Source organism: Rhodococcus sp. NPDC003318, assembly GCF_042879035.1.
Lineage (GTDB): Bacteria > Actinomycetota > Actinomycetes > Mycobacteriales > Mycobacteriaceae > Rhodococcus_G.
Genome location: NZ_JBIAOU010000007.1, coordinates 48410 through 73311, shown reverse-complemented (window position 1 = coordinate 73311; position 24902 = coordinate 48410). Strand labels below are relative to the sequence as shown.

The following is a 24902-nucleotide window of genomic DNA, read 5'->3' as shown; positions in this document are numbered from 1 at the left end:
GACCTCCCTGGTCGCGGCAGCGGGTCGGGTAGGGTCTGGCTGGGCGGCCGCCCCGGGATCCACGGATCCCACCGAACCTTTCTGTGCGCCTCGCTTCTGCTGACAGGTGGTTTCACTGTGACGATCAGGTTGGGGAATGCCCGGGTCGACCGAGTGGCGGAGCAGTCGCTACCGCTGCCCCTCGGTCTCATCACTGACGACGGCGAGCTCCTCGATCGTCGTATCGCTCAGCTCCCCGCGGGCTTCCTCGACAAGGAGGCGAACTCCTTTCTGCTCTCGTTTCACACCTGGGTGCTGAGAATCGATCGCCTGACCGTGCTCGTCGACACCTGTACCGGCAATGCCCGTGTCGGGCGAGGACCCCAGTTCGACGGACTGGACGTGCCGTACCTCGAGCGACTCGCCGACGTGGGCGTGTCTGCCGAGGACGTCGACATCGTGTTCTGCACCCATTTGCACCACGATCACTGCGGCTGGAACACGATGCAGGTCGACGGGGTCTGGGTGCCGACCTTCCCCAACGCGACGTATCTGTTCGTCGACGAGGAGTACCGGCGGTGGGACACGTCGGGATCGGACGTGCATCCCAACGATCACAATCCCAACACCTTCGACGAGTGTGTGCGCCCCGTCGTCGAATCGGGCCAGGCCAGGATCGTGTCCACGCCGTATGTCGTGTCTCCGGGCCTGACCATCGAATCTGCACCCGGCCACACCGTGGGCCATGCCCTGATGCGTCTCGAGTCCGACGGAGTCGTCGGCTACTTCAGTGGCGATGCCTTCCATCATCCGGTCCAGCTGACCCGCCCCGAGCTTCATCTGCCGGGGTGTGACGATCTCGCAACTGCGATCGCCACGCGACGGGATCTGGTGCGGCGCGCGCTGGACGCGGACGCGTTCCTCTTTCCCGCGCACTTCCCTGCCCCGCACTACGGCCGTCTGTCGGTCGACGGTGACGAGGTGTGCTTCCTGCCCGGGGGTGCTCCGGAGGTCGACCTCGCGCAGGCTGCCGCCGGGCGCTGACGTCTCGGACAAGGTGAAGCCGCCGGCACAGGACGTACCGGCGGCTTCGAGTGACGACGCCCGCCATTCGCCTCTCGGCAAGTGGTCGCTCGAAGCGACTGTTTTGATGTGGTACCCGGGGATGTCCGGACGCCGTCACGTTCTACAACGGTGCCCGTCGCCGGGTTGTTCCCGGCGGCGGGCACGAGTTTTCAGTTGTCCGCGTCACGTCCCGCGGCGAGTGCCTTGTCGGCGAGGGCGAGGAAGCGTTCGGTGTCGCCGAGTTCGGCGGCGAGCAGGAGGGTGAGCCGGGTCAGGAAGGCGGGTGCCGCGGTGTCGCCGGCGCGGTCGACGCGTTCGCCGAGCCCGACCCACGCGCGCTCGAGGTCCTCGGTGGTGATGCTGCTCATCGGATCTCTCCCTTGGTGAACTGGTCGATGACGGTCCGGACGTCGGCGGGTGTCCACTCGCGCCAGCGGGTGAGCACGTGGCGGTCGGGGCGGATCAGGTACGCCGAGCCGGGGCGGGCGTCGAGGAGGCGGCCGAGCTCGGAGTCGGAGACGGCGGTGACGTGCGCGAGCCCGGCGATGCCGGTGTCCGCGTCCTCGGCGTCGAAGGACAGCAACGCCCAGCCGGGGCCGGTGGCGTCGTTGAGGAACACGGTGTCGTCCGCGGTGGTGACGGGCTTGTTCGGCAGCAGGCCGCCGCTGACGACGCCGCCGTCCCAGTCGCCGCGGTCGGGGAGCATCATCGGGCCGACGCGGTAGTCGAGCGGCGTCGAGTAGCGGGGGTCGGCGAGGGCACGGAAGTTCTCGTCGACGAGCGCGAGGTCGAGGGCGGCGTCGCGGACGAGGACGGTGCCGTACGTGCCGGGCGTCATGAACAGGGTGCTCAGGTGCGCGATGTCGCGGTTCTGCGCCCACACGTCGTGCTGCTCGACGTCGAACGTGTCGAGCAGGGTGGCGTCGGCGTCGCCGCCCGCCACGGCGGCGAGCTTCCAGGTGAGGTTGGCGACGTCGACCAGGCCGCTGTTGAGGCCGCGGACACCGAAGATCGGCAGCAGGTGCGCGGCGTCACCGACGAACAGGACGCGACGCTCGCGGTAGCGGGGCAGCGACAGCGCGTGGGCGCGGTAGAGGCTGATCCACTCGATTTCCCAGTCCGCCTCCTCGCCGATCCAGTCGAGGTGCTGGCGGACCTTCGGGATGACGGTCTCGGGTTTGACGGCCTCGTCGGGGTCGACGTCCGCGGAGATCTGGTAGTCGACGCGCCAGATGTCGTGGGGCTGCTTGTGCAGGAGGACGGTGCTGCCGGGGAACGCCGGCGGGTCGAACCAGCACAGGCGTTCGGTGGGCCGGTCCCGCTTCAGCCGCAGGTCCACGATCACGAACATGTTGCTGTAGGTGGTGCCCTCGAGGTGGGTGCCGACCTTCTTGCGGACCTCGCTGCGGGCGCCGTCGGACGCGACGACCCAGTCGGCGTGCAGGTCGTAGGTGCCGTAGGGGCTCTCCACGGTAAGGGTGGCGCCGTCCTCGCGGTTGTCGATGTCGACGAAGGTGGTGGACCAGCGGACCTCGATCAGCGGGTGCGCGAGGCACGGTTCGAGGAGGTACGTCTCGATGAACGGCTGCTGCAGGTTGAGCAGCGCCGGGTACTGGGCGTCGGAGGTCTGCGGGATCGCGAAGTTGCAGATCTCGGTGTCGCGGTAGAAGCTGCGGCCCGACTCCCAGTCGAGGCCGGCGTCGAGGAAGCGGTCGATGAGCCCGAGGCGCGCGAGGATCTCCTGGCTGCGGTAGGAGAGGGCGACGGCGCGGCTGCCGAGGGACACCTTGTCGTCCTGCTCGACGACGGTGACCTTGACGCCGCGCTGCGCGAGGTCGAGTGCCGCGGCGAGGCCGACCGGGCCGGCGCCGACCACGACGACGGAGTGGGGAGCGGTGTCACCGGTCAGTTCGCGGGGCTCGCTGCTCTGGTGCAGTGTCGGCTCGAAGTAGGAGAAGGCTGTCGCTGTGGACATCTGGCACCCTTCGCTGGTTGTCGGTTCTGTGAGCGTGACTCGACCGGGGATCGCGCGCTCGTGGGGGTATCCGAATATCGGTAATGCATGACCGAATATTGCACGCGTTGGGAACCTCGTCAAGCAGTTTCGGATACTGGTGTCCGAAACTCGGACGGTTCTGGAGGGTCGATCCGCTCGGCCGGGCGGCCGCGGTAGTATCCGATAATCGGATGACGAAAGTGGGGACGCTGGTGGTAGAGGTATCGAAGACGACCGACCAGGCGCTCGAGGTGCTCGAGTTCCTCGGGCAGCGCGGGTCGCTGTCGATCGCCGAGGCCGCGCGTGACCTCGACATGTCGCGCACCGTCGCCTACCGGTTGCTCAGCACCCTCGAGCAGCGCGGATTCGTCAAGCGCAACGAGGGCATCTACCGGCTCGGTCCCAAGCTGTTCGCCCTTGCGCAGCACGTGGAGTGGGCCGTCCGCGACGCCGCCCACCCGCACATGCGCGAGCTCGTCGACCTGCTGCAGGAGACGGTCGTGCTGAGCCTGCGCGACGGCAGGCAGACGCTGTCGATGCACCGCGTCGCGAGCCGTGAGCACTTCGTGCAGATCTCGTACCCGCCCGGCCTGCGCTACCCGCTCACCGACAGCGTCGGCGGTCGGGTCATCCTCGCGCACATCGACGACGACGAGCAGTCCGCCGTCCTCGACAACCCGGATCATCCACTTCTCCCGGAGCTCAAGAAGATTCGGCGACTCGGCTTCGCGGTGAGCCGCGACGAGGAGGCCGCAGGCATGTCCGGACTGGCCGTGCCGATCCGCTCGGTGGACGGTGTCGTGGCCTGCCTCACCGTGTACACGCCCACCGACCGGATGACCGAGGTCAAGGCCCGGCGCGAGGAGATCGTCCGCGCGGCCGACGCCATCAGCAGGGAGCTGCTCGAGAGCTGACCGTGTCGTGAGGTGGTAGAAACCTGTCGCGTGGTGTCAATCATGGCGGACCTTCCCGTCATCGGCGGACGCGAGGGATCCGGCATCGTCGAGAAGGTCGGACCGGGCGTCCGGAGCGTCGCGGTCGGCGACCACGTCGTCGGAACCTTCATGCCCTCGTGCGGCACCTGCCGCTGGCACTTCGCCGAATCGATCGACGCCGCAACGACCCTGGTGCACGACATCACGCACCGGGTGATGGCGGACGTCGTCATCCTCACGGTCGGCGTCGCGCACGGCGACATGATCCAGCAGATGGTCGCGCCGGCCCGCAAGGGCGGCAAGGTCGTCCTGACGGCGATCGCCCCGCTGGAGAGCACCGCCGCGCAGGTCCCCCTCGCCGAGGTGACGGTGTTCCAGAAGCAGCTCCGCGGCAGCCTGTACGGCGAATGCGTGCCCCGCGTGGACATTCCGCGACTGCTGGCCCTCTACAAGTCCGGTCAGCTCGACCTCGACGCCCTGGTGTCCCGCGAGTACACCCTCGACGAGGGTCAACCAGGGCTACGACGACATGAAGGCCGGGATGATCATGCGCGGCGTGATCGTCCACGAGCACTGACGGCGACGCCGGGGAGGCGGTGATCTCCGCGTCCCCGGCGTCCTCGCGGCGCGGCACGCTCAGGCCGCGATGCGCTCGTAGATCTGCGCGAGCGCGACGGAGCCGGAACCGAGCATGTGGCACATGCCGATTCGCCGGTCCTCCTCGCGGAGCTGACGCAGCGTCTCGTGGACCTGCGCCAGGCCGGTCGGGCCGCCGGGATGCCCGGAGGCGATCAGACCGCCGTGGGTGGAGAACTCGGGCAGCCCGAACGCCGCCTTGGAACCGGGTCCGAAGGCGCCCTTGGCGAGCAGTCCCTCGGCGTCGCCCTCCGCGCAGAAGCCGAGCAGCTCGTAGTAGAACAGCTCCTCGATCGCGAACGCGTCGTGCACCTGCACCACGTCGACGTCCGACGGCGCGAAGCCCGACTGCTCGAATGCGGCGGCGGCCGCGGCCTGCGACATCGACGGCGGGCCGACGATCGCGCCCTCGAAAATGTGTCCGGGGCTGTAGGTCTCGGACTCGAGGTGCGAGGACCGCATGGCGACCTTCGGTCCGGTGTGCCCGATCTTCTCGGCGAACTCGGGGGAGCACACGACCGCGGCCGCGGCGCCCTCGCCCCACGGGGTGCACATCATCGACGTCAGCGGCGGCGCGACCATCCGGGCGGACAGCACCTTCTCGATCGTCACCTCCTCCTTCGCCTGGCGTGCCGCGAAGGGGTTGGAACGCGCGTAGTTCCAGTTCTTCGCCGCGACCCGCGCCAGGTCCTCCATCGTGGTGCCGCGGTCGTGCATGCGGCGGTTCGCCCACATCGCGAACATGGCGGGAGGGGGCAGGTGGCCCTCGCCCTGGATGACCTCGAGCACCGACTGCTCACGCTCCGGGCAGTCGACACCCACCACGAGCGCGGCCTCGTACCGGCCGGACCCGACCGCCGTCCACGCCTCGTGCATCGCGGCCAGGCCGGTCGCGGACGCGTGCTCGATGTGGATCACGGCCAGGCCGGTGACCCCGAGTTCCTTGGCGAGGTACACGCCGCGCGGGGTCAGCGGATGGGCACTGGCCGAAATGTAGGCGTCGAGCTGGGAGAAGTCGATCCCGGCGTCGTCGAGCGCGGCCTTGCCCGCCTTCCGGGTCATCTCGGCCGCGCTGCCGGGCGCGTACCGCCCGTTGGGGATCATCCCCGCACCGATCACATAGACGTCACGCATGGACGAACCACCACTTCCCTCCGTCTTCGGAGTCGAGTCGATACTTGCCGCCGATGCGGTGTTCCCCGGCGGCGAGTGCGGCCTGGATGCGGACACCCCCGGCGAGGTCGATCTGGCCGTAGTCCTGGCCGGCGAACGAGGTGAACGCGTACAACTCGCCCTCCGCGGGCAGATCGACGTCCTCGCACTCGCGGAACCTGCCGTCGACGCTGTACGTGCGCGGCGGGTGGAACACCTCGCCGGTCTGCGGGTCGCGGCTGCCCTGCAGGCGGAACGTGGCGCGGTCGAACACCGGCGTCTGCGCCTCCGCCACCGGCGCCACGGGAGGCATCTGGATGAAGGTGTTGCGGTACACGCCGCGCAGGCCGGACGCGTCGGACAGTTCGGCGACGACGTCGACGAACTCCATCGCGCCGCGTGCGGATTCCTTGGTGCGGCGGCCGGTGACGTACTCGCGGACCTGGAAGGCCTCGCCGACGCGCAGCGGGCCCCTCGGGTAGGTGATCAGGGTCTCGCCGTGGAGGGTGCGGGCGCGGTCGAACCCGACCCGGTCGATCGGATCCGGCTGCGGCAGAACGCTGGTGATCGTGCCGACGAAGGTCGGCGGAACCGCGCCGGCGTCGGCGACGTCGTGCGGCCAGCGGACCGCGCGGGCGAACGAGCGGGCCGCGCCGATTTCGATGAGGAAAGAGGCGGTGATCTCGTCGTCGTCGCCCTCTCCGGCCTGCACTGCGGCAGCGTCTGCGCCGGAGGTGATCTCGGCGGTGACGGCGACGACGCCGTCCGCGGTGAGTTCACCGGTCAGGCGGTTCTCGGCGGCGACGGTCGACGCGGCGACCTTCGAGCCGATGGGGACGACGGCGCGGTAGCGGACCGCGGCGGTGTGCGCACCCTCGCCGGCGGCGGCGTCCGCGAACACCCGGCTCAGCAGCCAGCCGCCGCCGAGAGCGCCCATCGCGAAGAGGCGTTCGTGCCCTGCGGCGCGGGCGAATTCGGGGTCGTAGTGCAGCGGGTTGTCGTCGCCGCTCGCGCCGGAGTAGCGGATGACGTCCCGCAGGGTCATCGTGCCGAGTTCGGTTGCCATGTCAGACACCCACGGTCTCGGCGATCAGGTCGGCGCCCGACTTGTCTGCGGCGATCAGAGATGCGCCTGCGGCGTCGAGCGCGTCGAGGGTCCACGCGGCGCCGCCGGCGGTGATCCGCTCGGCGCGGGTCCACGGCTGCACCCGGGTGACCTCGTCGCCCTCGACGACGTAGGTGGAGCCGGACGGTACCGAGCAGTTCGGGGTCGCGAGCCACACCACGAACGGGCTCACGTTGTCCGGGTTGTAGTAGTCGAATCCGGAGTCGGGGGCGGCGACGATGTCGACAGCGACCGGGGAGCTCTCGGTGAGGCGGGTGCGGGCGCCGGGTGCGATCGCGTAGGACCGCACGTTCAGCCGCTCGTTCAGCTCGAGGTGACAGATGTGCGAGAAGGTGGCGATGCCGGACTTCGCGGAGGCGTAGTTCGCCTGGCCCGGGCTGCCGAACAGGCCCGACACCGACGAGGTGTGGATGAGCACGCGCGGCTTCGGCGGCGCGGCGGGGTCGGCTTTCGTGGCGGCCTTCCAGTGTCCGACGACGGCGCGGGTGGGGCAGAAATGGCCACGCAGGTGCACCTTCTGGACCTGGTCCCACTCCTCGATGCTCATGTTGGCGAGCATGCGGTCGCGGAGGATGCCTGCGTTGTTGACCAGGATGTCGACGTCGCCGAACGAGTCGAGCGTCTCCTGCAGGAGGCGCTGCGCGCCGTCCCAGTCGGAGATGTCGCTGTCGTTGGGGATCGCCTCGCCGCCGAGGGCGCGGATCTCGGCCACGACTTCCTGGGCGGGAATCGCCTTGTCGGCCTCGCCGTGCAGTCCGCCACCGAGGTCGTTGACGACGACCTTGGCGCCCTCCCGGGCGAGCAGCAGTGCGTGGGAGCGGCCGATGCCCCGGCCGGCTCCGGTGACGATGGCGACCTTGCCGTCCAAACGAGCCATGTCAAAAGTTCCCTTCTCCGAATATCGGTCGAATGCGTCCGATTATGTTCCTGAAATCGAGCAGCCGTCAAGATAGATCGGACAATGGTGTCCGAAATACGGATGCGTCGTGTGTCGGCTCAGGCGCGCAGACCCAGCAGGTCGTCCACGGCGCGCGCCACCCGTTTCGGGTGGCCGGGCGCCATCATCTCGGTGAGCGTCACGATGCCGACCGAACAGGGCAGGCCCTGCAGGTCGGGGACCGCGGCGGCGATCCCGCTCGCGCCGGCGATCAGCTCGTCCTCGGTCTCGAAGATGCCCCGCTCGCCCCGGGCCGCGGCCATCAGTGCCCGACCGATCGCGCCGCGGTCCAGCGGATGCCGCGTCCCCTCCCGGTAGGAGAGGTGGAAGGTGGTGTCGCGGGGCTCGACGACGGAGACGGCCACCGAGTCCGGCCCGTCCGCCACCGCGAGGTACGCGGTCGCGGCGACGTCGTCGGCGAGCGCCTGCAGCACCCCCTCGGTGGTCCGCCGCAGCGCGGGGTGCAGGTTCTCGATCAGCCGGTAGGCACCGAGCCCGATCGACAGGGCACCCTCGGCGTCCCGGCACACCAGCCGATGGTCGACGAGGGTGCCGACGAGCCGGTAGACGATGGTGCGGCTCAGACCGAGGCTGCCCGCGATCTGGGTCGGGGTCAGGCCGGACCGGGACGAGGCGACCAGCATCAGGACGTCGAGGCCCCGGCTCAGGGTCTGGGAGGTCTCGGTGCTCACGCTCGCGCGCCGGCGGTCCGCATCGACGACCGCAGCAGATCCCGCTCCCGACACCAGGATTCGACGGTGTCGACGCACCGCTGCAGCTGCTCGGGCTGGCCCTTGTAGTAGTGGGTGGCGCCCGGGATCAGCTCGTAGGACTTGTCGGCGGTCCCCAGCGCGGCCCGCACGATCGCGTTGTGGGTGGCGGGCACCGCGTCGTCGGCCGAGTTCTCGATCTGCAGAACGGGAGTCGTGGTGATCCGGGGCGCGTTCAGCAGGCTCCTGGCCCGCGAGTCGGCCAGGCTCCACTGGCTCAGCCACGACCGCAGCGTGGAGAACCGGGCCAATCCGGCCGGTCCGGCGTTCGCGGTGCGCGGGTCGCCGAGGTAGCACCAGCCAGGCCTGCGGTCGTTGGGGTCGATCGTCGCGTCCAGCCACCGCACGTCGCACATCGTGCGGTGCACGATGAACGGCCGCTCGATCTCCGGACCACCGGCGGCGCGCAGTCGCTCGAGTTCCTCGCGCACCCACGCGGTGATCCGGTGGTTGCGGTCGCGCTGCGCCTGCCGGAACGCCTCGACGAACGCCGCGTCGTACGGCGGCAGGTGCCGCGGGTTCGCGGCGTAGATGTCGAGTTCGGTGTCGCGCCGGTACGGGTCGGCCTCGTCGATCACCGAGGGGTCCATCCACTCGGTGAGGGTCTCGGCGCGGGAGAGGTGCGCGGCGATGAAGACGACACCGTCGGCCGGGATCAGCCCGGCGCCTGCGACGTTCACCGGATCGCCTGCCGGGGTGTGGGTGATCGTCGGAGCCTCGGCCTCGGCCTGGTAGAGCAGCGACAGCGAGCCGCCGCCGGACCAGCCCATCAGGACGACGGACGCGTAGCCGGCCTGCTCGCGGGCCCAGCGGATCCAGCCGCCGAGGTCGAGCAGCACCTTCTCGAACACCAGCGCGGAGTCGTTCTTCGGGTAGCGGCTCGCCGCGCACAGGACGTGCATACCGCGCGCCGCCATCGCCTCCGGGATCGGCATCAGCTGCAGCGTCGACGTCGGATGCATGAACACGAACAGGGTGTCCGACTCGTCGTCGGTACGCAGCAACTGGCCTTCCAGGGTCACGCCCTGGCTGCCGGCGAAGCCGTACGTCTCCACCGCCTGCGGTGCGTCGTCCAGGTGCAGGACGAGGGCCTCGCGGCGCACGGCGCTCATGCCCGGGCCTGCTTGCCGTGGCGCCCGGACCAGGTCCAGGTGTACTCGGGCTGGTCGCAGGCCAGTGCTGCCTCGGCGACCTCGAGTGGACGGAAGGTGTCGACCATGAAGGCCATCTCCTTGCTCTCCGCGGCGCCGACCGAGTTGAGGTACGCCTGGCGGGTCGGACCGTGCGTGTATCCCGCGGGGTGCAGCGTGATCGAGGCGTTGCCGATCCCGGTTCCCTTGCGGGCGGCGGTTTCTCCGGCGTAGTAGAACATCACCTCGTCGGAGTCGACGTTGGAGTGGTAGTAGGGGACGGTGAGTGCCTGCGGGTGGTACTCGAGCTTGCGTGGCACGAAGTTGCAGATCACGAAGTTGTCGCCCTCGAGGATCTGGTACGTCGACGGCGGCTGCAGCAGCTTGCCCGTCACCGGCACGAAGTCGCGGTAGTTGAACGCGTACGGGTACAGGCAGCCGTCCCAGCCGACGACGTCGAACGGGTGGTGGTCGTAGGTGACGACGCTGCCGCCGATCGCGGATCCGGCCCGGTGCTTGACGTGGACGTCGGTGTCGCGGTCGCGGTCGGCTTCGTCGGCGAGCAGGATCGCCTCGGGGCCGCGCATGTCCCGTTCGTTGAGGGGCGACCCCTCGAGGAACTGGCCGTACTTGGTGAGGTACCGCGACGGCGGGCGCACGTGGCCGGTGGCCTCGACGATGTAGGCGCGCAGTTCGTCGGAGGTCGGGATCCAGCGGTGGATCGTCGCCCGCGGGACCACGACGTTGTCGCCCTGCGTCACGTCGATCGCGCCGAAGATGGTCTCCAGGCGGGCCGTGCCGCTCTCGATGTAGACGACCTCGTCGCCGATCGCGTTGCAGTACAGCGGGGATTCGGCGTCCGCCACGACGTAGGCGAGACGCACGTCGCTGTTGGCCAGGACCGTGATCCGGTCCCGGGCGACGTCGAGTCCGGTGCGCCCGGCGGGAAACAGGTCGGGCAGGCGCAGGTGCCGGGCCCGCAGCGGGTCGTTCGCGACGGTGCCCTGGTTGCCGAGGTCCCACGGCTGTGAATCGACGAGGTTGGACGGGACACCGGTGTGGTAGAGCAGCGAGCCGGTCCCGGAGAAACCCTCCTCGCCGATGAACTCCTCGAAGCACGGGTCGCCCGCGGACGACGTGAACGCGACATGGCGCGAGCCGGGCACTTCGCCCAGCCGACGGTAGTACGGCACCGGAACGGTCTCCTTCTGGCCGGATTCGACAGACGTACGATATTGGGACGATAACGTCCGATTATCGATTGATCAAGCGTGATTATCGGACGGGTCGGCGGCGGCTGCCGGGTGGCACGGTCGGGTCAATCGCCCTGTGTCGCTTGACTGCCGGCAGGTGGTGCGCACGTCGGCGGGGCGGTGTCGGGGTCGGCGGTCGGCGGCGGGTGCCGGGCCGGGCGACGCGCCCGCGTCCCTGGTCGTTTCCGAATATCGGTTTTACAGTGTGGGATATCGGACGCCGAAGCCTTGACCGCGGTGGCTGTGTCGGGTGATGATGCACCTCACAACCGAATGCATCCGAATGTACGCGCTCTACCAGCGCCAATGCGAAGCCTGGCGTCACATCCGGCCGGACGCGTCCGTGAGCCGGTACCGTGGCAGTCGGGCCCTGCTCCGGACGCTCGTGGGCTCGCGCGTTCGCCGCCTCCCAATCCGTCCCAACCCTCGAAGGCAAGCCTGATGACAACGAACTCCCCGATCGCGCCGGACGAGACCGGCACTGCCCGCGGCGCTCTCGACGGGGTGCGGGTCCTCGAACTCGGCACCCTCATCGCCGGCCCCTACTGCGGCCGTCTGCTCGGCGACATGGGAGCCGACGTCGTCAAGATCGAGGCGCCGGACCGTCCGGACCCGCTGCGCGACTGGGGACAGGGCGGCCAGAAGCTGTTCTGGCGAGTGCACGCGCGCAACAAGCGCTGCATCAGCCTCGACCTGCGCACCGACGCGGGCAAGGAGATCTTCCTCGAGCTCGCCCGCACCGCCGACGTCGTCGTGGAGAGCTTCCGCCCCGGCACCCTCGAGCGGTGGGGCATCGGCTACGACGTGCTGAGCGAGCTGAACCCGCGCCTGATCCTGGCGCGCGTCTCCGGCTACGGGCAGACCGGTCCCTATTCGGTGCGTCCCGGCTACGCGTCCGTCGCCGAGGGCATCAGCGGCCTGCGGCACCTCAACGGCTTCCCCGGCCAGGCCCCGCCGCGCATCGCCCTGTCCCTCGGCGACAGCCTCGGCGGCATGTTCGCCTTCCAGGGTGTGCTCGCCGCCCTCTACGCCCGCGAGCGCACCGGCCGCGGTCAGGTCGTCGACGCCGCGCTGAGCGAGGCCTCGCTGGCCATCCAGGAGTCGACGGTGCCCGACTACCACAAGACCGGGCACGTGCGGCAGCCGTCGGGCACCCGCCTCGAGCGGGTCGCACCGTCGAACATCTACAAGTCCAAGGACGGGCTGTGGGTGATCATCGCCGCCAACCAGGACACCCTGTGGATGCGTCTGGCCGCCGCGATGGGCAAGCCCGAGCTCGGCACCGACCCGCGCTTCGCCGACCACAACGCCCGCGGCGACCGCCAGGACGAACTCGACGAGATGATCGGCGAGTGGGCCGCGCAGTACACCGCGGAGGACCTCGTCGCGATCCTCAACAAGTTCGAGGTCGTCACCGGCCCCGTGAACACCGTCGCCGAGGTGATGGTCGACCCGCAGTTCAACGCCCGCGACATGTTCGTCGACCACGTCGACCCGTCCAAGTCGCCCGGTGACGAGGGCTACGACCCCGAGCCGGTCAAGGGCGTCGGCATCATCCCCAAGCTCAGCGAGACCGCGGGCAGTGTCCGCTTCGGCGGGGCGAGCGAGCCCGGTACCCACACCGACGAGGTGCTCGGCGAGGTCCTCGGCTACGACGCCGACACCCTCGCCCGCCTGCGTGAGGAAGGAACGATCGCATGAGTTTCGTTGCGGAAGTGGACATCCGCGAGGTCGGGCCGCGGGACGGACTGCAGATCGAGGAACCGATCGGCACCGATGCCAAGCTCGAGTTCATCGATGCCCTGGTCGCGACCGGGGTGCGGCGCATCGAGGTCACCTCGTTTGTGTCCCCGCGGGCCATCCCGTCGCTCGCCGACGCGGAAGCCGTTGCCGCGCAGTTGAAGCGGTGGCCCGACGTGGAGTTCTCCGCGCTGGTCGCGGGCATGGGCGGCGTCCGCCGTGCACTGGCCGCCGGCGTCACCCGGCTCGAGTACGTCGTGTCGGCGTCCGACGGGCACAGCCGGGCCAACGTCGGTCGCAGCAGCGAGGAGTCGATCGCGCTGATCGCGCCGATCGCCGAACTCGTCCATGAGGCCGGCGGACACCTCGAGGTGATCGTCGCGATCGCCTTCGACTGCCCCTTCGACGGCCCGACGCCGCCGCAGCGGGTCGCCGAGATCGCCCGTCGCGCAGTCGAGGACGGCGCCGACGCGCTGGCCGTCGCCGACACCATCGGCACCGCTACCCCGATTCGCGTCACCGACGTGCTGGGACGAGTGCTCGCCGCCGCGCCGGGTGTCGACGTCGGCCTGCACCTGCACAACACCCGCGGGCAGGGCCTGGCCAACGCGTGGGCGGCGTACACGCTCGGAATCCGCCAGTTCGACTCGTCCGTCGGCGGGCTCGGCGGCTGCCCCTTCGCGCCCGGCGCCAGCGGCAACATCGCCACCGAGGAACTGGTCTACATGTTCGAGGACGGCGGCATCCCCACCGGCGTCGACATCGACCGCGCCCTCGACGCCGCCCGGCTGATCTCCGGACACCTCGGCAAGAAACTCCCCAGCGGCATGCTCGCCGCCGGCGGCCCGCCCGTCCCCAGCCCCCGCCCCGCCTGACCCACCCCCCTCGTTTTCGGCTGAAGGCGCCCTTCGTGCGGCTCACGCGCACGAAGGTCACCTTCAGCCGGTGTGGCCGCACCTCGGCCACCCGCCCCCCTTTTCGGCTGAAGGCGCCCTTCGTCCTGTTCAACCGAACGAAGGCCGCCTTCAGCCGGAAAAGGGGGGCAGGGGGAAGGGGGTCAGAAGCGGGGGAGGACGTCGGCGGCGAGGAGATCCGCCAACGACGGTGCGGCGCTGTCCTTCTCGGACAGTTGGTACGTCAGCGGGGTCCCGTCCCGGCCGTGGGTGGGCCAGTCGATGGCCAGGTCGGGGTCGAGCGGGCTGAGGTCCCGGTCGAGGGCCGGCGTGTACTCGATCGAGCACAGGTACATCACCGTCGAGTGGTCCTCGAGCGACAGGATCGCATGCCCGAGCCCTTCGGAGAGGTAGACGGCGCGACGGTCCGCGTCGTCGAGGAGCACCGAATCCCACTGCCCGAACGTGGGTGAACCCACGCGCAGGTCGACGATCACGTCGAGGAACGCGCCGCGCACGCAGGTGACGTACTTCGCCTGCCCCGGCGGGTTGTCGGTGAAGTGCACGCCGCGCAGCACTCCGGCGGCGGACACCGAGCAGTTCGCCTGCTTCAGATCGAGCGGCTTCCCGGCGGCCTCCCGGAACGCCGAGTCCTTGAACCACTCGAGGAAGACCCCGCGGTCGTCGCCGAATTGACGCGGCGTGATCTCCCACGCGCCGGCGATACTCAGTTCACGAAACTCCACGTCACCAGTCCTTGCCGCGCTCGAGCAGCCCGAGCAGATAGCCTCCGTACCCGGACTTGACCAGACTGTTTGCGCGCGAACGCAATTCGTCGTCATCGATGAACCCGCGCCGCCACGCCACCTCCTCGGGCACCCCGATCTTGAGGCCCTGCCGCTGCTCGATGGTGCGGACGTAGTTCGACGCGTCGAGCAGCGAGTCGAAGGTGCCGGTGTCGAGCCACGCGGTGCCGCGGGGCAGCACCTCGACCTGCAGTCGCCCCGCCTCCAGGTACGCGAGGTTCACGTCGGTGATCTCGTACTCGCCACGCGCGGACGGCGTCAGGTCCCGCGCGATCGACACCACGTCGTTGTCGTAGAAGTACAGTCCGGGCACCGCGAACCGCGACCGCGGCACCGCGGGCTTCTCCTCGAGCGACACGGCGCGGCCGTCGGCGTCGAACTCGATCACGCCGTACGCGGACGGGTCGGACACCTGGTACGCGAACACCGCTCCGCCGCTGAGGGATTCGAACCGGTTCAGTCTGCTTCCGATGCCCGGACCGTAGAAGATGTTGTCGCCCAGGACCAGCGCGACGGTGTCGTTGCCGATGTGGTCGGCGCCGATCACGAACGCCTGCGCCAGGCCGTCCGGCTGCGGCTGGACCGCGTACGTGATCGAGACGCCGAACTGTGCGCCGTCGCCGAGCAGGCGCCGGAACTGCTCGGCGTCCCACGGTGTCGTGATCACCAGGATGTCGCGGATTCCGGCCAGGATCAGCGTGGACAGCGGGTAGTAGATCATCGGCTTGTCGTAGACGGGCACGAGTTGCTTGCTGACCCCGAGGGTGATCGGGTGCAGCCGTGAGCCCGTGCCGCCGGCCAGGATGATTCCGCGCATAGGTTGCAGTGTTCCATGGATCGGCCGCCCGTCCGCCGCCCTCCCTTCCCGTTATGTCCCTATAGTCCGGTTCGGGCGGAGTTGTCGGTACGATCGCTGCGGTGACCGACGCACTCGCAGCCGACACGACCTCCGGCGGACTCTTCGACGCCGTCGCCGACTGGGCGGTGGGCCTGATGGACGCCATCGGCGGTCCCGGCGCCGGCATCGCCATCGCGATCGAGAACCTCTTCCCGCCGATCCCCAGCGAGGTGATCCTCCCGCTCGCCGGGTTCGCCGCCGCCCGCGGCGCGATGTCGCTGATCGAGGCGATCGCATGGACCACGGCCGGCTCGGTGGTAGGTGCCCTGCTCCTCTACTGGATCTCCCGCGCGATCGGCATGGACCGGCTGCGCCGGATCGTCGACCGTCTCCCCCTGGTGTCCGTCGACGATCTGCGCAAGGGGGAGGAGTGGTTCGCGCGGCACGGCACCAGGGCGGTGTTCTTCGGGCGCATGGTCCCCCTGGTGCGCAGCGCGATCTCGGTGCCCGCCGGTGTCGCGCGAATGCCGGTGGGCGTGTTCGTGCTGTACACGGCGTTGGGCAGCGGAATCTGGAATTCGATCTTCGTCCTGGCGGGGTACTGCCTGGGGGAGAACTGGTCGCAGGTGGAGAGGTACGCGTCGGTGCTCCAGTACGTGGTGATCGTCGCCCTGGTGGTGCTCGTCTGCCTGTACGGGTGGCGCAAGATCACCGCCGCGCGCCGACACGCCGCGTCCCGATGACACCGACGCGCCGCGTCCCGATGACACCGACGCGCCGCGTCCTGATGTGGCCGACGCGCCGCGTCGTGACCGGGGTGCCTACGCCGACCGGCGGCGGGAGTAGTCACGCAGGAAGGTGGCCTCGACGAGTGCCATGTGCTCGATCTCGCTCGGGGCGACGCTCTCGTTGGGGGCGTGGATGAGGCACGCCGGTTCCTCCACCCCGATGAGCATGATCTCGGCGTCGGGATAGGTGTCGGCGAAGACGTTGCACAGGGGGATCGACCCGCCCTGGCCCTGCAGCACGACGTCCCTGCCGTACACGTCACGCATCGACGACACCATCGACTCGTAGGCGTCGCCGCTGGTGGATCCGATGAAGGGCTGACCGTCCGCCTCCCGGACGACGGTGACGCGGACGTGCCACGGCGCGACGTCCTCGAGGTGCGCGATCAGCGCGTCCTGCGCCTGTCGGGCGTCCGATCCCGGCGGTACCCGCAGGTTGATCCGGGCCCGCGCGACCGGCTGGATCGCGGCGGACGACCCGACGACCGGCGGGCAGTCGATCCCGAGGACGGTGACGGCGGGACGCGCCCACACCATGTCGGACACCAGGCCGCTGCCGAGCAGGTCGACGCCGTCGAGGACGGTCGCGTCGGTGCGGAACTGCTCGACGGGATAGTCGACGCCCGGCCACGTCGCGGTGTTGTCGAGCCCCCGCACGGTGGTGTTGCCTGCGTCGTCGCGGAGGGTGGCGAGCATGTGGATCAGCGCCGCCAGCGCGTCGGGCGCGGCGCCGCCGAACATCCCCGAGTGCATCGCCGAGCCCAGCGTCTCGACCGTGACGACGACGTTCGCGATTCCGCGCAGGCTGGTCGTCAGGCCCGGCACGCCCACCGCGAAGTTGCCGGCGTCGGCGACGACGATCGCGTCCGCCCGCAGCAGATCGGCGTTCTTCGGGACGAAGTCCTCGAGGCCGCCGGTGCCCTGCTCCTCGGACCCCTCGCCGATGATCTTCACGTTCACGGGCAGGTCGCCGCCCAGCGCGCGCAGGGCCGTCAGGTGGGCGGCGATGTTGCCCTTGCAGTCGGCGGCGCCGCGGCCGTACCAGCGTCCGTCGCGTTCGGTGAGCGTCCACACCGGCGAGTGCCAGGCCGCGTCGTTCAGGGGCGGTTGGACGTCGTGATGGAAGTACAGCAGCACCGTCGGTGCGTCGGGCGGCCCCTCCGCGTGGCCCGTCACCGCCTTGCTGCCGTCGCTGGTCACGTGCGCTTCGACGTCCTGCAGTCCGGCGACGCTGAACGCCTCCAGCAGCCAGTCGACCATCTTGTCGCACTCTTCGGGCGGCGACTGTGCGGGGTCGTGCACCGACCGGAACGAGACCATCTCCGTCAGATCGGTCTTCGCACGCGGCATCAGCTCGTGCACACGCTCACGCAGGGCGTCGTCGGGCATCGGTTCCACCTCACTGTGTCGAGTCCGCCGAACGGGTGGTCCGGCTCGTTTCCTCATCGTGCTGTCGCGGCCAGACGAACGCGACCGCGACGGCGGCGATCAGCGTGACGACACCCGTGACGAGCACGGCCTGCGCCACGCCGAACGAGAACGCGTCGACGACGGCGGCCGTCACCTTGTCGCGCAGGTCCTGCGGCAGCGTGGACAGCGCGTCCGCGTACGACGCGGAGTTCACCAGCGCCCTCTGGGCGGCGGCGACGTCGTCGCTGGTGAGTCCGGCCTCGGTGATCGCGTCCTGGCTGTCGCTGACGGTGAATCCTCGGGCCAGCGCTGTCAGCACGGCGACGCCGAGCGCACCGCCGACCATGCTCGACATCTTGAAGACACCGGCGGCGGTGCCTGCGAGCTGCTCGGGCACGTCGCCGACCGCCGTGTTGGAGATCGGCGTCGACAGGGTGCCCAGGCCGACGCCCACCACGACCAGGCCGAGGGCCAGCAGCCACAGCCCCGAGCCGGCGCGCATCGGCGTGAACACGAACAATCCGAGACCGAGCACGAGCAGGCCGAGCAGCACCGGCAGACGTCCGCCGCGCGCGGAGTCCAGGCGACTGCCGAGCGGAATGAACGCGAAGATCCCGATGGTCGCCGGCAGCATCAGCATGCCCGCCTCGACGGCGCTGTAGCCGCGGGCGTTCTGCAGCCACAGGACGAGCAGGTACGTCAGGCCCGCGTAGGCGAGGTTCATCACGAGATTCGCGGTGAGCGCGCCGTCGTACGGGCGCAGCCGGAACAGCGACAGGTCCACCAGCGGATCGGACACCGTCCGTTCGATCCACACCCACGCGAGCACGAGCACCACGGTCGCGACCAGCAGCCCGATCACCAGCGGCGACGACCAGCCGACGCTCGGTCCGTCGGTGAGCGCGAACAGCAGCGCGAACGCCGCGAGTCCGATGGTCGCGAGTCCGGCCCAGTCCACCCGGCGTGACGCGGTCGGGTCCGACGACTCCGGCGTCAACGCCCGGACGACGGCGAACGCCCCCAGGCTGAGCGGCACGTTGATCCAGAACAGCCACGACCAGCCGACGGTATCGGTGATCACACCGCCGATCGCCGGTGCCACCGCCTGCCCGCCCCAGGCGACGGCCTGCCACACGCCGAACGCCGTCAGCTGCGCCTTCCCCGAGAACTGCGGCGGGATGAGCGCGAGGGTGGCCGGAAGGATCAGTGCCGCACCGATGCCCATCAGCGCGCGCCCCGCGACCAACATCTGCACGGTCGACGCCAGCGCCGCGACGACCGAGAACGCGGCGAACAGCACGATGCCGAGGAGCAGCATCCGTCGGCGCCCGAACACGTCCCCGAACTTGCCCGCCGCGATCACCAGGGCGCCCGCGACGAGACTGAACGCGTTGTTGGCCCACGCCAACGCCGACATGTCCGCGTTCAGGTCGTCCGCGATCGTCGGGACGGCCACCCCGAGGTCGGCGAACGCCAGCCACACCAGGCCCGCGGCCGTGCAGATCGCCGCCAGCGACACCCACCGTCGTGACGTCGTGACGTCTCCGCTCACCCGGCTCGTCATGTCAGTCCGAGTACTCGAGGCCGTCGACGAACTCGGACACGACCGAAAGGTTCTCCGGGCAGTAGACCTCCACGATCAGGCGCAGCCCCTCGAGGGTGTTGCGCGGGACCAGGACGGGGCGTTGGTAGAACTCGCCGCCGACGGCCATCCGGGTCTTGAGCTCACCGAGCTGCTGACGGCTGCCCGCGGTCGCGCAGACGTTGCCGCCGTCGTCGCCGAGCACCCGCGCGACCTGGTCCGCGGACGCCGGTGTCGGCAGCCCCGCCTCCTCGTAGGCGGCGATCAACTCGTTCGCCTTGTCCCGGGCGACGGCGTTGTCGCGGTTGTAGTCCCACGACAGCACCATGATCAGCAGCAGTACCGCCAGGAGACCGCCGGCGGTCCAGTAGACGACCTTGTTGCTCGGCATCACGCCACCTCCGTGTCGTCCGCGGGGAGCTTCCAACTCGGCTTCCGGGCCTTGACCAGTGCCAGGGGAATGATCAGCCCCAGCAACAGGATTCCGCCTCCCACGATCGCGATGAAGCTCAGCGGGTTCCCGCCGCCGAACTGCGAGGGCGGGACGAAGCTGATGGCGATCGCGGCGACCGACGAGATCAGGCCGACCGCGCACAGCAGCGGCAGCGCGGGCGCCCGGTAGCCGCGCGGATGGTCGGGCGCGATCTTGCGGAGCCGGTACGCGGCGACGAACAGCCACAGGTACACCAGCAGGTACACGGACGTGGTGATCGTCATGAAGATCCAGTACGCGTTCGACACGGCCGGTACGAGCGCGAACAGCAGCGCCAGCAGCGTGGTCACCCATCCCTGCACCACGAGGATGTTCTGTTGGACGCCCACCTTGTTGGTGCGCTGGAAGTACGGCGGCAGGTACCCGCCGTCCTTCGCGACGAGCAGCAGACTCTTGGACGGACCGGACAGCCACGTCATGAAACCGGCGAGCGAGGCGACGACGATCGCCAGACCGACGATCGGCACCAGCCACTCGAGACCGAAGTGCGCCAACACCACCGAGAACGCCTGCATCACACCGGCGGTGAGACTGATCTCCTGCGACGGAACCACCCACGAGATCGCCAGGGGCGGCAGGATCAGGATGACCAGGACCAGCGCCACCGCGAGGAACATCGCCCGCGGGAACTGCTTCGCGGGGTTCTTCAGTTCGTTGACGTGGACGGCGTTCATCTCCATGCCCGAGTACGCGCCGAAGTTGCTGACGATCAGCACGATGCTGGCGATGCCCGTCCACGCGGGCAGCATCGCGTCCCCGGTCATCGGCGCGGCCGACGGGTTGCCCTGGAGGAGGAACACGATGCCGAGCAGCACGAGAAGTGCACCGGGAACGAGTGTTCCGACGAGGACGCCGCTCGACGCGAGCTTCGCGATCACCCCGATGCCGCCGCGGAGGGCGAGGAGCACACCCGCCCAGTAGACGACGATGATGACCACCGCGGTGAACACTCCGCTCGATGCGAGGCTCGGATTGATCACGTACGCCAGGGTGCTCGCGACGAACGACAGCAGCGTCGGGTAGTAGAAGATCGTCATCGCGAACTGGTGCCACGCCGCGGCGAAGCCCATGTTGGGTGAGATGCCTTCCGTCACCCAGCGATACACACCACCCGACCAGCCGGACGCCAGCTCGGCGGACACCAGGGCGGTCGGGATCAGGAACACGATGGCGGGCAGCACGTAGAGGAAGACGCACGCGAGCCCGTACACCGCCATCGTCGGTGCGGGCCGCAGACTCGCGACCGACGACACGGTCATCAGCGCGAGTGCCGTCCAGGAGATGTACTTGACGGATGACGCGGTGTGCGGAGTGCTCGTCGCCACCGGTTCGTTCCCGTTGTCGGACACGCGGTCCTCCTGTCGCGAGAGTGACCTACCCATCCCGACGGTATGGCGTCGTGGACGGCAGCGACCTCACCCGCGACGGGTGAACGCCGTGAACGGCCGGACGATCCGGTCCGGGTACTGTTCGGCCCATGAGGTTGCTCGTCACCGGCGGCGCGGGATTCATCGGCGCCAACTTCGTCCACCAGACCGTCGCGGAGCGACCCGACGTCCAGGTCACCGTCCTCGACGCCCTGACCTACGCGGGCAACCGCGCCTCGCTCGAACCCGTCGCCGACCGGATCGCCTTCGTGCACGGCAACATCACCGACGCCGCCCTCGTCGACCGGCTCGTCGGCGCGTCCGACGCGGTGGTGCACTTCGCCGCCGAGTCGCACAACGACAACTCGCTCGGCGACCCGTGGCCGTTCGTGCAGACCAACGTCGTCGGCACGTACACGCTGCTCGAGGCGGTCCGCAAGCACGACGTCCGCTACCACCACATCTCCACCGACGAGGTGTACGGCGACCTCGAACTCGACGACCCGGCGCGGTTCACGGAGGCCACCGCCTACAACCCGTCGAGCCCGTACTCGTCGACGAAGGCGTCGAGCGACCTGCTGGTGCGGGCCTGGGGCCGGTCCTTCGGGATCCGGGCGACGCTGTCGAACTGCTCCAACAACTACGGGCCCTACCAGCACGTGGAGAAGTTCATCCCGCGCCAGATCACCAACCTCCTCGACGGCGGCAGGCCGAAGCTCTACGGGGCCGGGGCCAACGTCCGGGACTGGATCCACGTCGACGACCACAACCGCGCGGTGTGGGACGTCCTCGACCGCGGCCGGATCGGGCAGACCTATCTGATCGGCGCCGACGGCGAGGTCGACAACCGGACCGTCGTCGCGGCACTGCTCGAGATCTTCGGCCGCCGCCCCGACGACTTCGACCACGTCCGCGACCGCCCGGGCCACGACCTGCGGTACGCGATCGACTCGACGCTGCTGCGCAGCGAGCTCGGGTGGACGCCGCGCTACCGCGACTTCCGGGCGGGGCTGGAGGCGACCGTCGACTGGTACCGCGACCACGAGGCGTGGTGGCGTCCGGGCAAGGAGGCGACCGAGGCGACGTACGCCGCCGTCGAGGCCCGAGGCGCCGACTGAGCTGCGGCCCGGTGCCCACCAACGCGGCGATTAGCCGGGCGGGCGGTCCCGCGCAGCGGTAGCGTCGCGGACGGTTCCCTGAGAGTTCGCTCATGCCTTTACGGCCGACGAAAGGGTACGGCGATGGACGCTGTCACTCGGAGCGGAATGCGAAGCCTCGTGATCGGATCGGCGCTCGGTGCCGTACTGCTCGCGGGCGCCGGGACGGCTGCCGCGGACCCCGGATCCGTCGACTCCGGGTCGTTGAGCCCTGCCAGGGCCGTCCACGCGTGCGCGCCGATCGGGCTGTCCGACGTCGCGGTGATCGCCCAGGTGGTCGCCCCGGGCACGGTGCTGCCGTGTCGCGAGATCGCCTCCGCCCTCGGGATCGGGCTGTCGTCGGACCTCACCGCTACCGGTTCGTCGGGAGGCTCGGGACCCGGCGGGTCGTCGACCACCGCCAGCGCCGTCGGTTCGAACAACGTCGGCGAGAACAACACCGGCTCCCACAACGTCGGGCCCAGCAACACCGGCTCCGGCAACATCGGTTCGTCGAACACCGGCTCCGGCAACATCGGGTCGTCGAACACCGGCTCCGGCAACGTGGGGTCCGCGAACACGGGGAACAGCAACGTCGGCTCCGCCAACACCGGCTCGCTGAACGCCGGCTCCGCCAACACCGGCTCGACGAACGTCGGCTCCGCCAACACCGGCTCCTCGAACACCGGGTTCGGCAACTTCGGCTCACTCGTCGAAGGATCCGTACTCACCGGCTTCGGCTCGGTCGCCGTCGGTTCCCTCGGAATCAACTGGAACTAGGGCATGGAATCGGGAGACAGGCCCTGGGCGGCTCCGCCGCCCGTGCGCGGGTTCGGCAGCCCCGGCCACCAAACCCACGCACGGGCCCGTAGCGGCCAATACGTGCCCGCCGGGCGCCCATTGGTACTGTCAGCGCGAAACGGCCAGGACACCAAGTGGCCAGACACACGGTTGGGGCGGACTCGATGGATCAGGCAGCTGCAGTCGGAGAGGCTGCAATCGCGAACGACGTCGAGGCGTTGCGCAGCGCACTCGGTGAGCACGAGAAGCGGGATCGGCTGGTCGCCCAGCGCGGCCTGTTCGCCGCCACGTCGGCTCGTGTCCCGCAGAAGATGTACGTCGCCGTCAAGGGCGACGCGGCGGCGACGCGGTCCGAGCTGACGCTCCGCGAGGGCACCCGCGCCGACACCAATACCTACTTCGGCCGGTTCGCGGCGAGCTTCTGGCAGCGCTGGACCGCCGTCACCGCGGTCCGTCTCGACCTCACGTACGCGACGGGCGCGGCGGCTGTCTCGCTGTGGGCGTCCGACGCGAAGGGCCGCAAGCGCCTCGTCGTCCGCGAGCGCGTCGAGGGTTCCGGCACGCTGACCCTCGAGGGTCGGCTGGACCGGTTCGTCGACGGCGGCGCGATGTGGTTCGAAGCCGAGACCGACACCGGCGACCTCACGATCGGCGAGGTCCGCTGGACGGTCCCCGCACCGGAGACGCTGCGGCCCGCCGCCGTCGTCATCTGCACGTTCAACCGCGCCGACGACTGCGCCGCCACCGTCGGGACGCTCGCCACCGACGCGGAGGCGATGGCCGACATCGACGCCGTCTGCGTCGTCGACCAGGGCACCGACCGGGTGCAGTCGCGGCCCGCGTTCGCGGAGATCTCGGCGACGCTCGGACGCAAGCTCGTCTACCTGACCCAGCCGAATCTCGGCGGCGCCGGCGGGTTCGCCCGCGGCATGCACGAGGTCACCTCCGCGCCCGGTTCCGCGCACGCGAACGTGATCCTGATGGACGACGACATCCTCTGCGAGCCGGAGACGGTGCTGCGGATGAACGCGTTCGCGAACATGACCGCGAAGCCCGCGATCATCGGCGCGCAGATGCTCTCGCTGAGCAATCCGCAGATCCTGCACGTCAGCGCGGAGCGGGAAGTGCTCGACGAGATCAAGGCGGGCACCCTGACGCCGGGCGCGATGATGGGCGTCGACCTGGTCAAGAAGCGGCAGGAAGAGCGATTCGACGCCGGCTGGAACGGCTGGTGGACGTGCCTGCTCCCGGCGGAGATCATCGCCGACTGCGGCCTGCCGCTGCCGCTGTTCTTCCAGTGGGACGACATCGAGTACGGCATCCGCGCCCGGTTCGCCGGCCACCCGACCGTCACCCTGCCGAACGCCGGGGTGTGGCACGCCGACTTCCACCTCAAGGACTACGACGACTGGGCGCGGTACTTCTCCATCCGCAACGGCCTGATCGTGTCGTCGATCTACGGCCGGTTCGACGGCACCACCCTGGCCAAGTACCTGTTCCGCAAGATCAGCGAGCTGATCGTCTCGATGCAGTACGGCCTTGCCGCGACGTTCATCCAGGCCGCGGAGGACTTCCTGAAGGGCCCGTCGTTCCTCGACGACGGCGGTCAGGAGGTGCTCGGCGCCATCCGGGAACTGCGGTCCCGCTACCCGGAGACGGTCGCGCGTCCCGCGGTCGAGGTGGGAGCCGAAGCCGACCCGCACACCCAGATGGACGTCTGGAAGTTCGAACCGGACGAGAGTCGGGAGGGCCTGGTCCTCGCGAAGCGGGCCGTGCAGCAGTTCCTCGGCCGCGTCGACGGCCGTCCGGTGACCATTCCCGCGCACTACGCCGACTGGTGGCACGTGTCCCTGTTCTCGCAGGCGACGGTCACCGATGCGTCGCAGGGCGCCGTGCGGGTCCGCCGGCGGGACAAGCAGGCCGCGATCGAACTGGCGCGTCAGGCCGCGAAGGTGTGCTGGCGACTGCGCAAGGAAGCACCGCGGATGAAGACCGCCTACACGGAGGCGTTGCCGCGCATCACCAGCCGGGAGAACTGGACCCGACTGTTCGGCACCGAGGTGTGAATG

The 24902-nt window shown here is 69.7% G+C and carries 23 protein-coding genes; 9 read left to right on the top strand and 14 right to left on the bottom strand.

All coding sequences use genetic code 11. The features are described 5' to 3' along the window. The first annotated feature begins 117 nt into the window (after positions 1–117). Positions 118–1023 carry an MBL fold metallo-hydrolase gene (locus tag ACFYVR_RS13825; protein ID WP_387473900.1) on the top strand — a complete coding sequence of 302 codons (906 nt, stop codon included), beginning with the start codon at positions 118–120 and terminating at the stop codon, positions 1021–1023. 191 nt (positions 1024–1214) lie between these two features. Here ACFYVR_RS13825 and ACFYVR_RS13820 read toward each other — a convergent pair whose 3' ends face one another. Together ACFYVR_RS13820 and ACFYVR_RS13815 are read right to left on the bottom strand one after the other, a co-directional pair. Further along, positions 1215–1412 (bottom strand): hypothetical protein, encoded by a 198-nt coding sequence (locus ACFYVR_RS13820; protein WP_387473897.1) that lies wholly within the window; start codon positions 1410–1412, stop codon positions 1215–1217. Next, positions 1409–3019, bottom strand: coding sequence for an FAD-dependent oxidoreductase (locus ACFYVR_RS13815; protein WP_387473894.1), 1611 nt, complete (start codon positions 3017–3019; stop codon positions 1409–1411). Before ACFYVR_RS13815 ends, ACFYVR_RS13820 begins: the two co-directional genes overlap by 4 nt. Positions 3020–3231: 212 nt before the next feature. Between ACFYVR_RS13815 and ACFYVR_RS13810 the strand changes: the two genes are divergently transcribed. Together ACFYVR_RS13810 and ACFYVR_RS13805 are read left to right on the top strand one after the other, a co-directional pair. Beyond that, positions 3232–3954 (top strand): IclR family transcriptional regulator, encoded by a 723-nt coding sequence (locus tag ACFYVR_RS13810; RefSeq protein WP_387473891.1) that lies wholly within the window; start codon positions 3232–3234, stop codon positions 3952–3954. A gap of 42 nt (positions 3955–3996) precedes the next feature. Beyond that, positions 3997–4575 (top strand): alcohol dehydrogenase catalytic domain-containing protein, encoded by a 579-nt coding sequence (locus ACFYVR_RS13805; protein WP_387473888.1) that lies wholly within the window; start codon positions 3997–3999, stop codon positions 4573–4575. Positions 4576–4611: 36 nt separating this feature from the next. Here ACFYVR_RS13805 and ACFYVR_RS13800 read toward each other — a convergent pair whose 3' ends face one another. The 6 genes from ACFYVR_RS13800 to ACFYVR_RS13775 form a co-directional block, all read right to left on the bottom strand. Beyond that, positions 4612–5745: a thiolase family protein gene (locus ACFYVR_RS13800; protein WP_387473885.1), complete on the bottom strand. Its 1134-nt coding sequence runs from the start codon at positions 5743–5745 to the stop codon at positions 4612–4614. After that, entirely contained in the window at positions 5738–6829 is a 1092-nt protein-coding gene (locus tag ACFYVR_RS13795) for a MaoC family dehydratase N-terminal domain-containing protein (protein ID WP_387473883.1), read from the bottom strand. Before ACFYVR_RS13795 ends, ACFYVR_RS13800 begins: the two co-directional genes overlap by 8 nt. A gap of 1 nt (position 6830) precedes the next feature. Next, positions 6831–7766: an SDR family NAD(P)-dependent oxidoreductase gene (locus tag ACFYVR_RS13790; protein ID WP_387473880.1), complete on the bottom strand. Its 936-nt coding sequence runs from the start codon at positions 7764–7766 to the stop codon at positions 6831–6833. A 119-nt stretch (positions 7767–7885) separates the two neighbouring features. Next, positions 7886–8518 (bottom strand): IclR family transcriptional regulator, encoded by a 633-nt coding sequence (locus ACFYVR_RS13785; RefSeq protein ID WP_387473877.1) that lies wholly within the window; start codon positions 8516–8518, stop codon positions 7886–7888. Beyond that, positions 8515–9708: an alpha/beta hydrolase gene (locus ACFYVR_RS13780; protein ID WP_387473874.1), complete on the bottom strand. Its 1194-nt coding sequence runs from the start codon at positions 9706–9708 to the stop codon at positions 8515–8517. The genes ACFYVR_RS13785 and ACFYVR_RS13780 overlap by 4 nt, the downstream gene beginning before the upstream one ends. Beyond that, a complete protein-coding gene (locus tag ACFYVR_RS13775) occupies positions 9705–10919 on the bottom strand; it encodes a homogentisate 1,2-dioxygenase (protein WP_387473871.1) in 1215 nt (404 codons plus the stop codon). The genes ACFYVR_RS13780 and ACFYVR_RS13775 overlap by 4 nt, the downstream gene beginning before the upstream one ends. A gap of 501 nt (positions 10920–11420) precedes the next feature. Here ACFYVR_RS13775 and ACFYVR_RS13770 point away from each other — a divergent pair. Next, positions 11421–12680, top strand: a complete 1260-nt coding sequence (locus ACFYVR_RS13770) for a CaiB/BaiF CoA transferase family protein (RefSeq protein WP_387473868.1) — start codon at positions 11421–11423, stop codon at positions 12678–12680. Next, the gene (locus ACFYVR_RS13765; protein ID WP_387473865.1) at positions 12677–13594 is read left to right on the top strand and encodes a hydroxymethylglutaryl-CoA lyase; all 918 of its coding nucleotides are present in this window, start codon (positions 12677–12679) and stop codon (positions 13592–13594) included. The genes ACFYVR_RS13770 and ACFYVR_RS13765 overlap by 4 nt, the downstream gene beginning before the upstream one ends. A gap of 182 nt (positions 13595–13776) precedes the next feature. On the opposite strand, the gene ACFYVR_RS13760 is transcribed toward ACFYVR_RS13765, so the two are convergent. Further along, positions 13777–14358 (bottom strand): dTDP-4-dehydrorhamnose 3,5-epimerase family protein, encoded by a 582-nt coding sequence (locus ACFYVR_RS13760; RefSeq protein WP_387473862.1) that lies wholly within the window; start codon positions 14356–14358, stop codon positions 13777–13779. 1 nt (position 14359) lies between these two features. Continuing rightward, positions 14360–15235, bottom strand: a complete 876-nt coding sequence (gene rfbA / locus ACFYVR_RS13755; RefSeq protein WP_387473860.1) for a glucose-1-phosphate thymidylyltransferase RfbA — start codon at positions 15233–15235, stop codon at positions 14360–14362. Positions 15236–15336: 101 nt separating this feature from the next. Here rfbA and ACFYVR_RS13750 point away from each other — a divergent pair, with 101 nt between their 5' ends. Beyond that, a complete protein-coding gene (locus ACFYVR_RS13750; RefSeq protein ID WP_387473858.1) occupies positions 15337–15999 on the top strand; it encodes a DedA family protein in 663 nt (220 codons plus the stop codon). Positions 16000–16077: 78 nt separating this feature from the next. Here the strand turns inward: ACFYVR_RS13750 and ACFYVR_RS13745 are convergent, their stop codons facing one another. Genes ACFYVR_RS13745 through ACFYVR_RS13730 form a run of 4 tightly spaced genes read right to left on the bottom strand, consistent with a single transcriptional unit; the run spans position 16078 to position 20878 of the window. Continuing rightward, entirely contained in the window at positions 16078–17433 is a 1356-nt protein-coding gene (locus ACFYVR_RS13745) for a dipeptidase (RefSeq protein ID WP_387473855.1), read from the bottom strand. Between the two features lie 10 nt (positions 17434–17443). Then, entirely contained in the window at positions 17444–19018 is a 1575-nt protein-coding gene (locus ACFYVR_RS13740) for an MFS transporter (RefSeq protein WP_387473852.1), read from the bottom strand. A 1-nt stretch (position 19019) separates the two neighbouring features. Next, on the bottom strand, positions 19020–19427 hold the full coding sequence (locus ACFYVR_RS13735; RefSeq protein WP_387473849.1) for a hypothetical protein: 408 nt from the start codon (positions 19425–19427) through the stop codon (positions 19020–19022). After that, the gene (locus ACFYVR_RS13730; RefSeq protein ID WP_387473846.1) at positions 19427–20878 is read right to left on the bottom strand and encodes an APC family permease; all 1452 of its coding nucleotides are present in this window, start codon (positions 20876–20878) and stop codon (positions 19427–19429) included. The genes ACFYVR_RS13735 and ACFYVR_RS13730 overlap by 1 nt, the downstream gene beginning before the upstream one ends. 128 nt (positions 20879–21006) lie before the next feature. Here ACFYVR_RS13730 and rfbB point away from each other — a divergent pair, with 128 nt between their 5' ends. From rfbB to ACFYVR_RS13715, 3 genes are all read left to right on the top strand, one after another. Next, positions 21007–22014: a dTDP-glucose 4,6-dehydratase gene (gene rfbB, locus ACFYVR_RS13725; RefSeq protein WP_387473843.1), complete on the top strand. Its 1008-nt coding sequence runs from the start codon at positions 21007–21009 to the stop codon at positions 22012–22014. Between the two features lie 147 nt (positions 22015–22161). Further along, positions 22162–22812 carry a hypothetical protein gene (locus ACFYVR_RS13720; RefSeq protein WP_387473840.1) on the top strand — a complete coding sequence of 217 codons (651 nt, stop codon included), beginning with the start codon at positions 22162–22164 and terminating at the stop codon, positions 22810–22812. 185 nt (positions 22813–22997) lie between these two features. After that, positions 22998–24899, top strand: coding sequence for a glycosyltransferase (locus ACFYVR_RS13715; RefSeq protein WP_387473838.1), 1902 nt, complete (start codon positions 22998–23000; stop codon positions 24897–24899). Positions 24900–24902: the final 3 nt, after the last annotated feature.

Bases quoted from the DNA above. Each gene is read 5' to 3' on its own strand.
- ACFYVR_RS13820 (WP_387473897.1), bottom strand. From the start codon at position 1,412: ATGAGCAGCATCACCACCGAGGACCTCGAGCGCGCGTGGGTCGGGCTC.
- ACFYVR_RS13815 (WP_387473894.1), bottom strand. From the start codon at position 3,019: ATGTCCACAGCGACAGCCTTCTCCTACTTCGAGCCGACACTGCACCAG.
- ACFYVR_RS13810 (WP_387473891.1), top strand. From the start codon at position 3,232: ATGACGAAAGTGGGGACGCTGGTGGTAGAGGTATCGAAGACGACCGAC.
- ACFYVR_RS13805 (WP_387473888.1), top strand. From the start codon at position 3,997: ATGGCGGACCTTCCCGTCATCGGCGGACGCGAGGGATCCGGCATCGTC.
- ACFYVR_RS13800 (WP_387473885.1), bottom strand. From the start codon at position 5,745: ATGCGTGACGTCTATGTGATCGGTGCGGGGATGATCCCCAACGGGCGG.
- ACFYVR_RS13795 (WP_387473883.1), bottom strand. From the start codon at position 6,829: ATGGCAACCGAACTCGGCACGATGACCCTGCGGGACGTCATCCGCTAC.
- ACFYVR_RS13790 (WP_387473880.1), bottom strand. From the start codon at position 7,766: ATGGCTCGTTTGGACGGCAAGGTCGCCATCGTCACCGGAGCCGGCCGG.
- ACFYVR_RS13780 (WP_387473874.1), bottom strand. From the start codon at position 9,708: ATGAGCGCCGTGCGCCGCGAGGCCCTCGTCCTGCACCTGGACGACGCA.
- ACFYVR_RS13770 (WP_387473868.1), top strand. From the start codon at position 11,421: ATGACAACGAACTCCCCGATCGCGCCGGACGAGACCGGCACTGCCCGC.
- ACFYVR_RS13765 (WP_387473865.1), top strand. From the start codon at position 12,677: ATGAGTTTCGTTGCGGAAGTGGACATCCGCGAGGTCGGGCCGCGGGAC.
- rfbA (WP_387473860.1), bottom strand. From the start codon at position 15,235: ATGCGCGGAATCATCCTGGCCGGCGGCACGGGCTCACGGCTGCACCCG.
- ACFYVR_RS13745 (WP_387473855.1), bottom strand. From the start codon at position 17,433: ATGCCCGACGACGCCCTGCGTGAGCGTGTGCACGAGCTGATGCCGCGT.
- ACFYVR_RS13740 (WP_387473852.1), bottom strand. From the start codon at position 19,018: ATGACGAGCCGGGTGAGCGGAGACGTCACGACGTCACGACGGTGGGTG.
- ACFYVR_RS13735 (WP_387473849.1), bottom strand. From the start codon at position 19,427: ATGCCGAGCAACAAGGTCGTCTACTGGACCGCCGGCGGTCTCCTGGCG.
- rfbB (WP_387473843.1), top strand. From the start codon at position 21,007: ATGAGGTTGCTCGTCACCGGCGGCGCGGGATTCATCGGCGCCAACTTC.
- ACFYVR_RS13720 (WP_387473840.1), top strand. From the start codon at position 22,162: ATGCGAAGCCTCGTGATCGGATCGGCGCTCGGTGCCGTACTGCTCGCG.
- ACFYVR_RS13715 (WP_387473838.1), top strand. From the start codon at position 22,998: ATGGATCAGGCAGCTGCAGTCGGAGAGGCTGCAATCGCGAACGACGTC.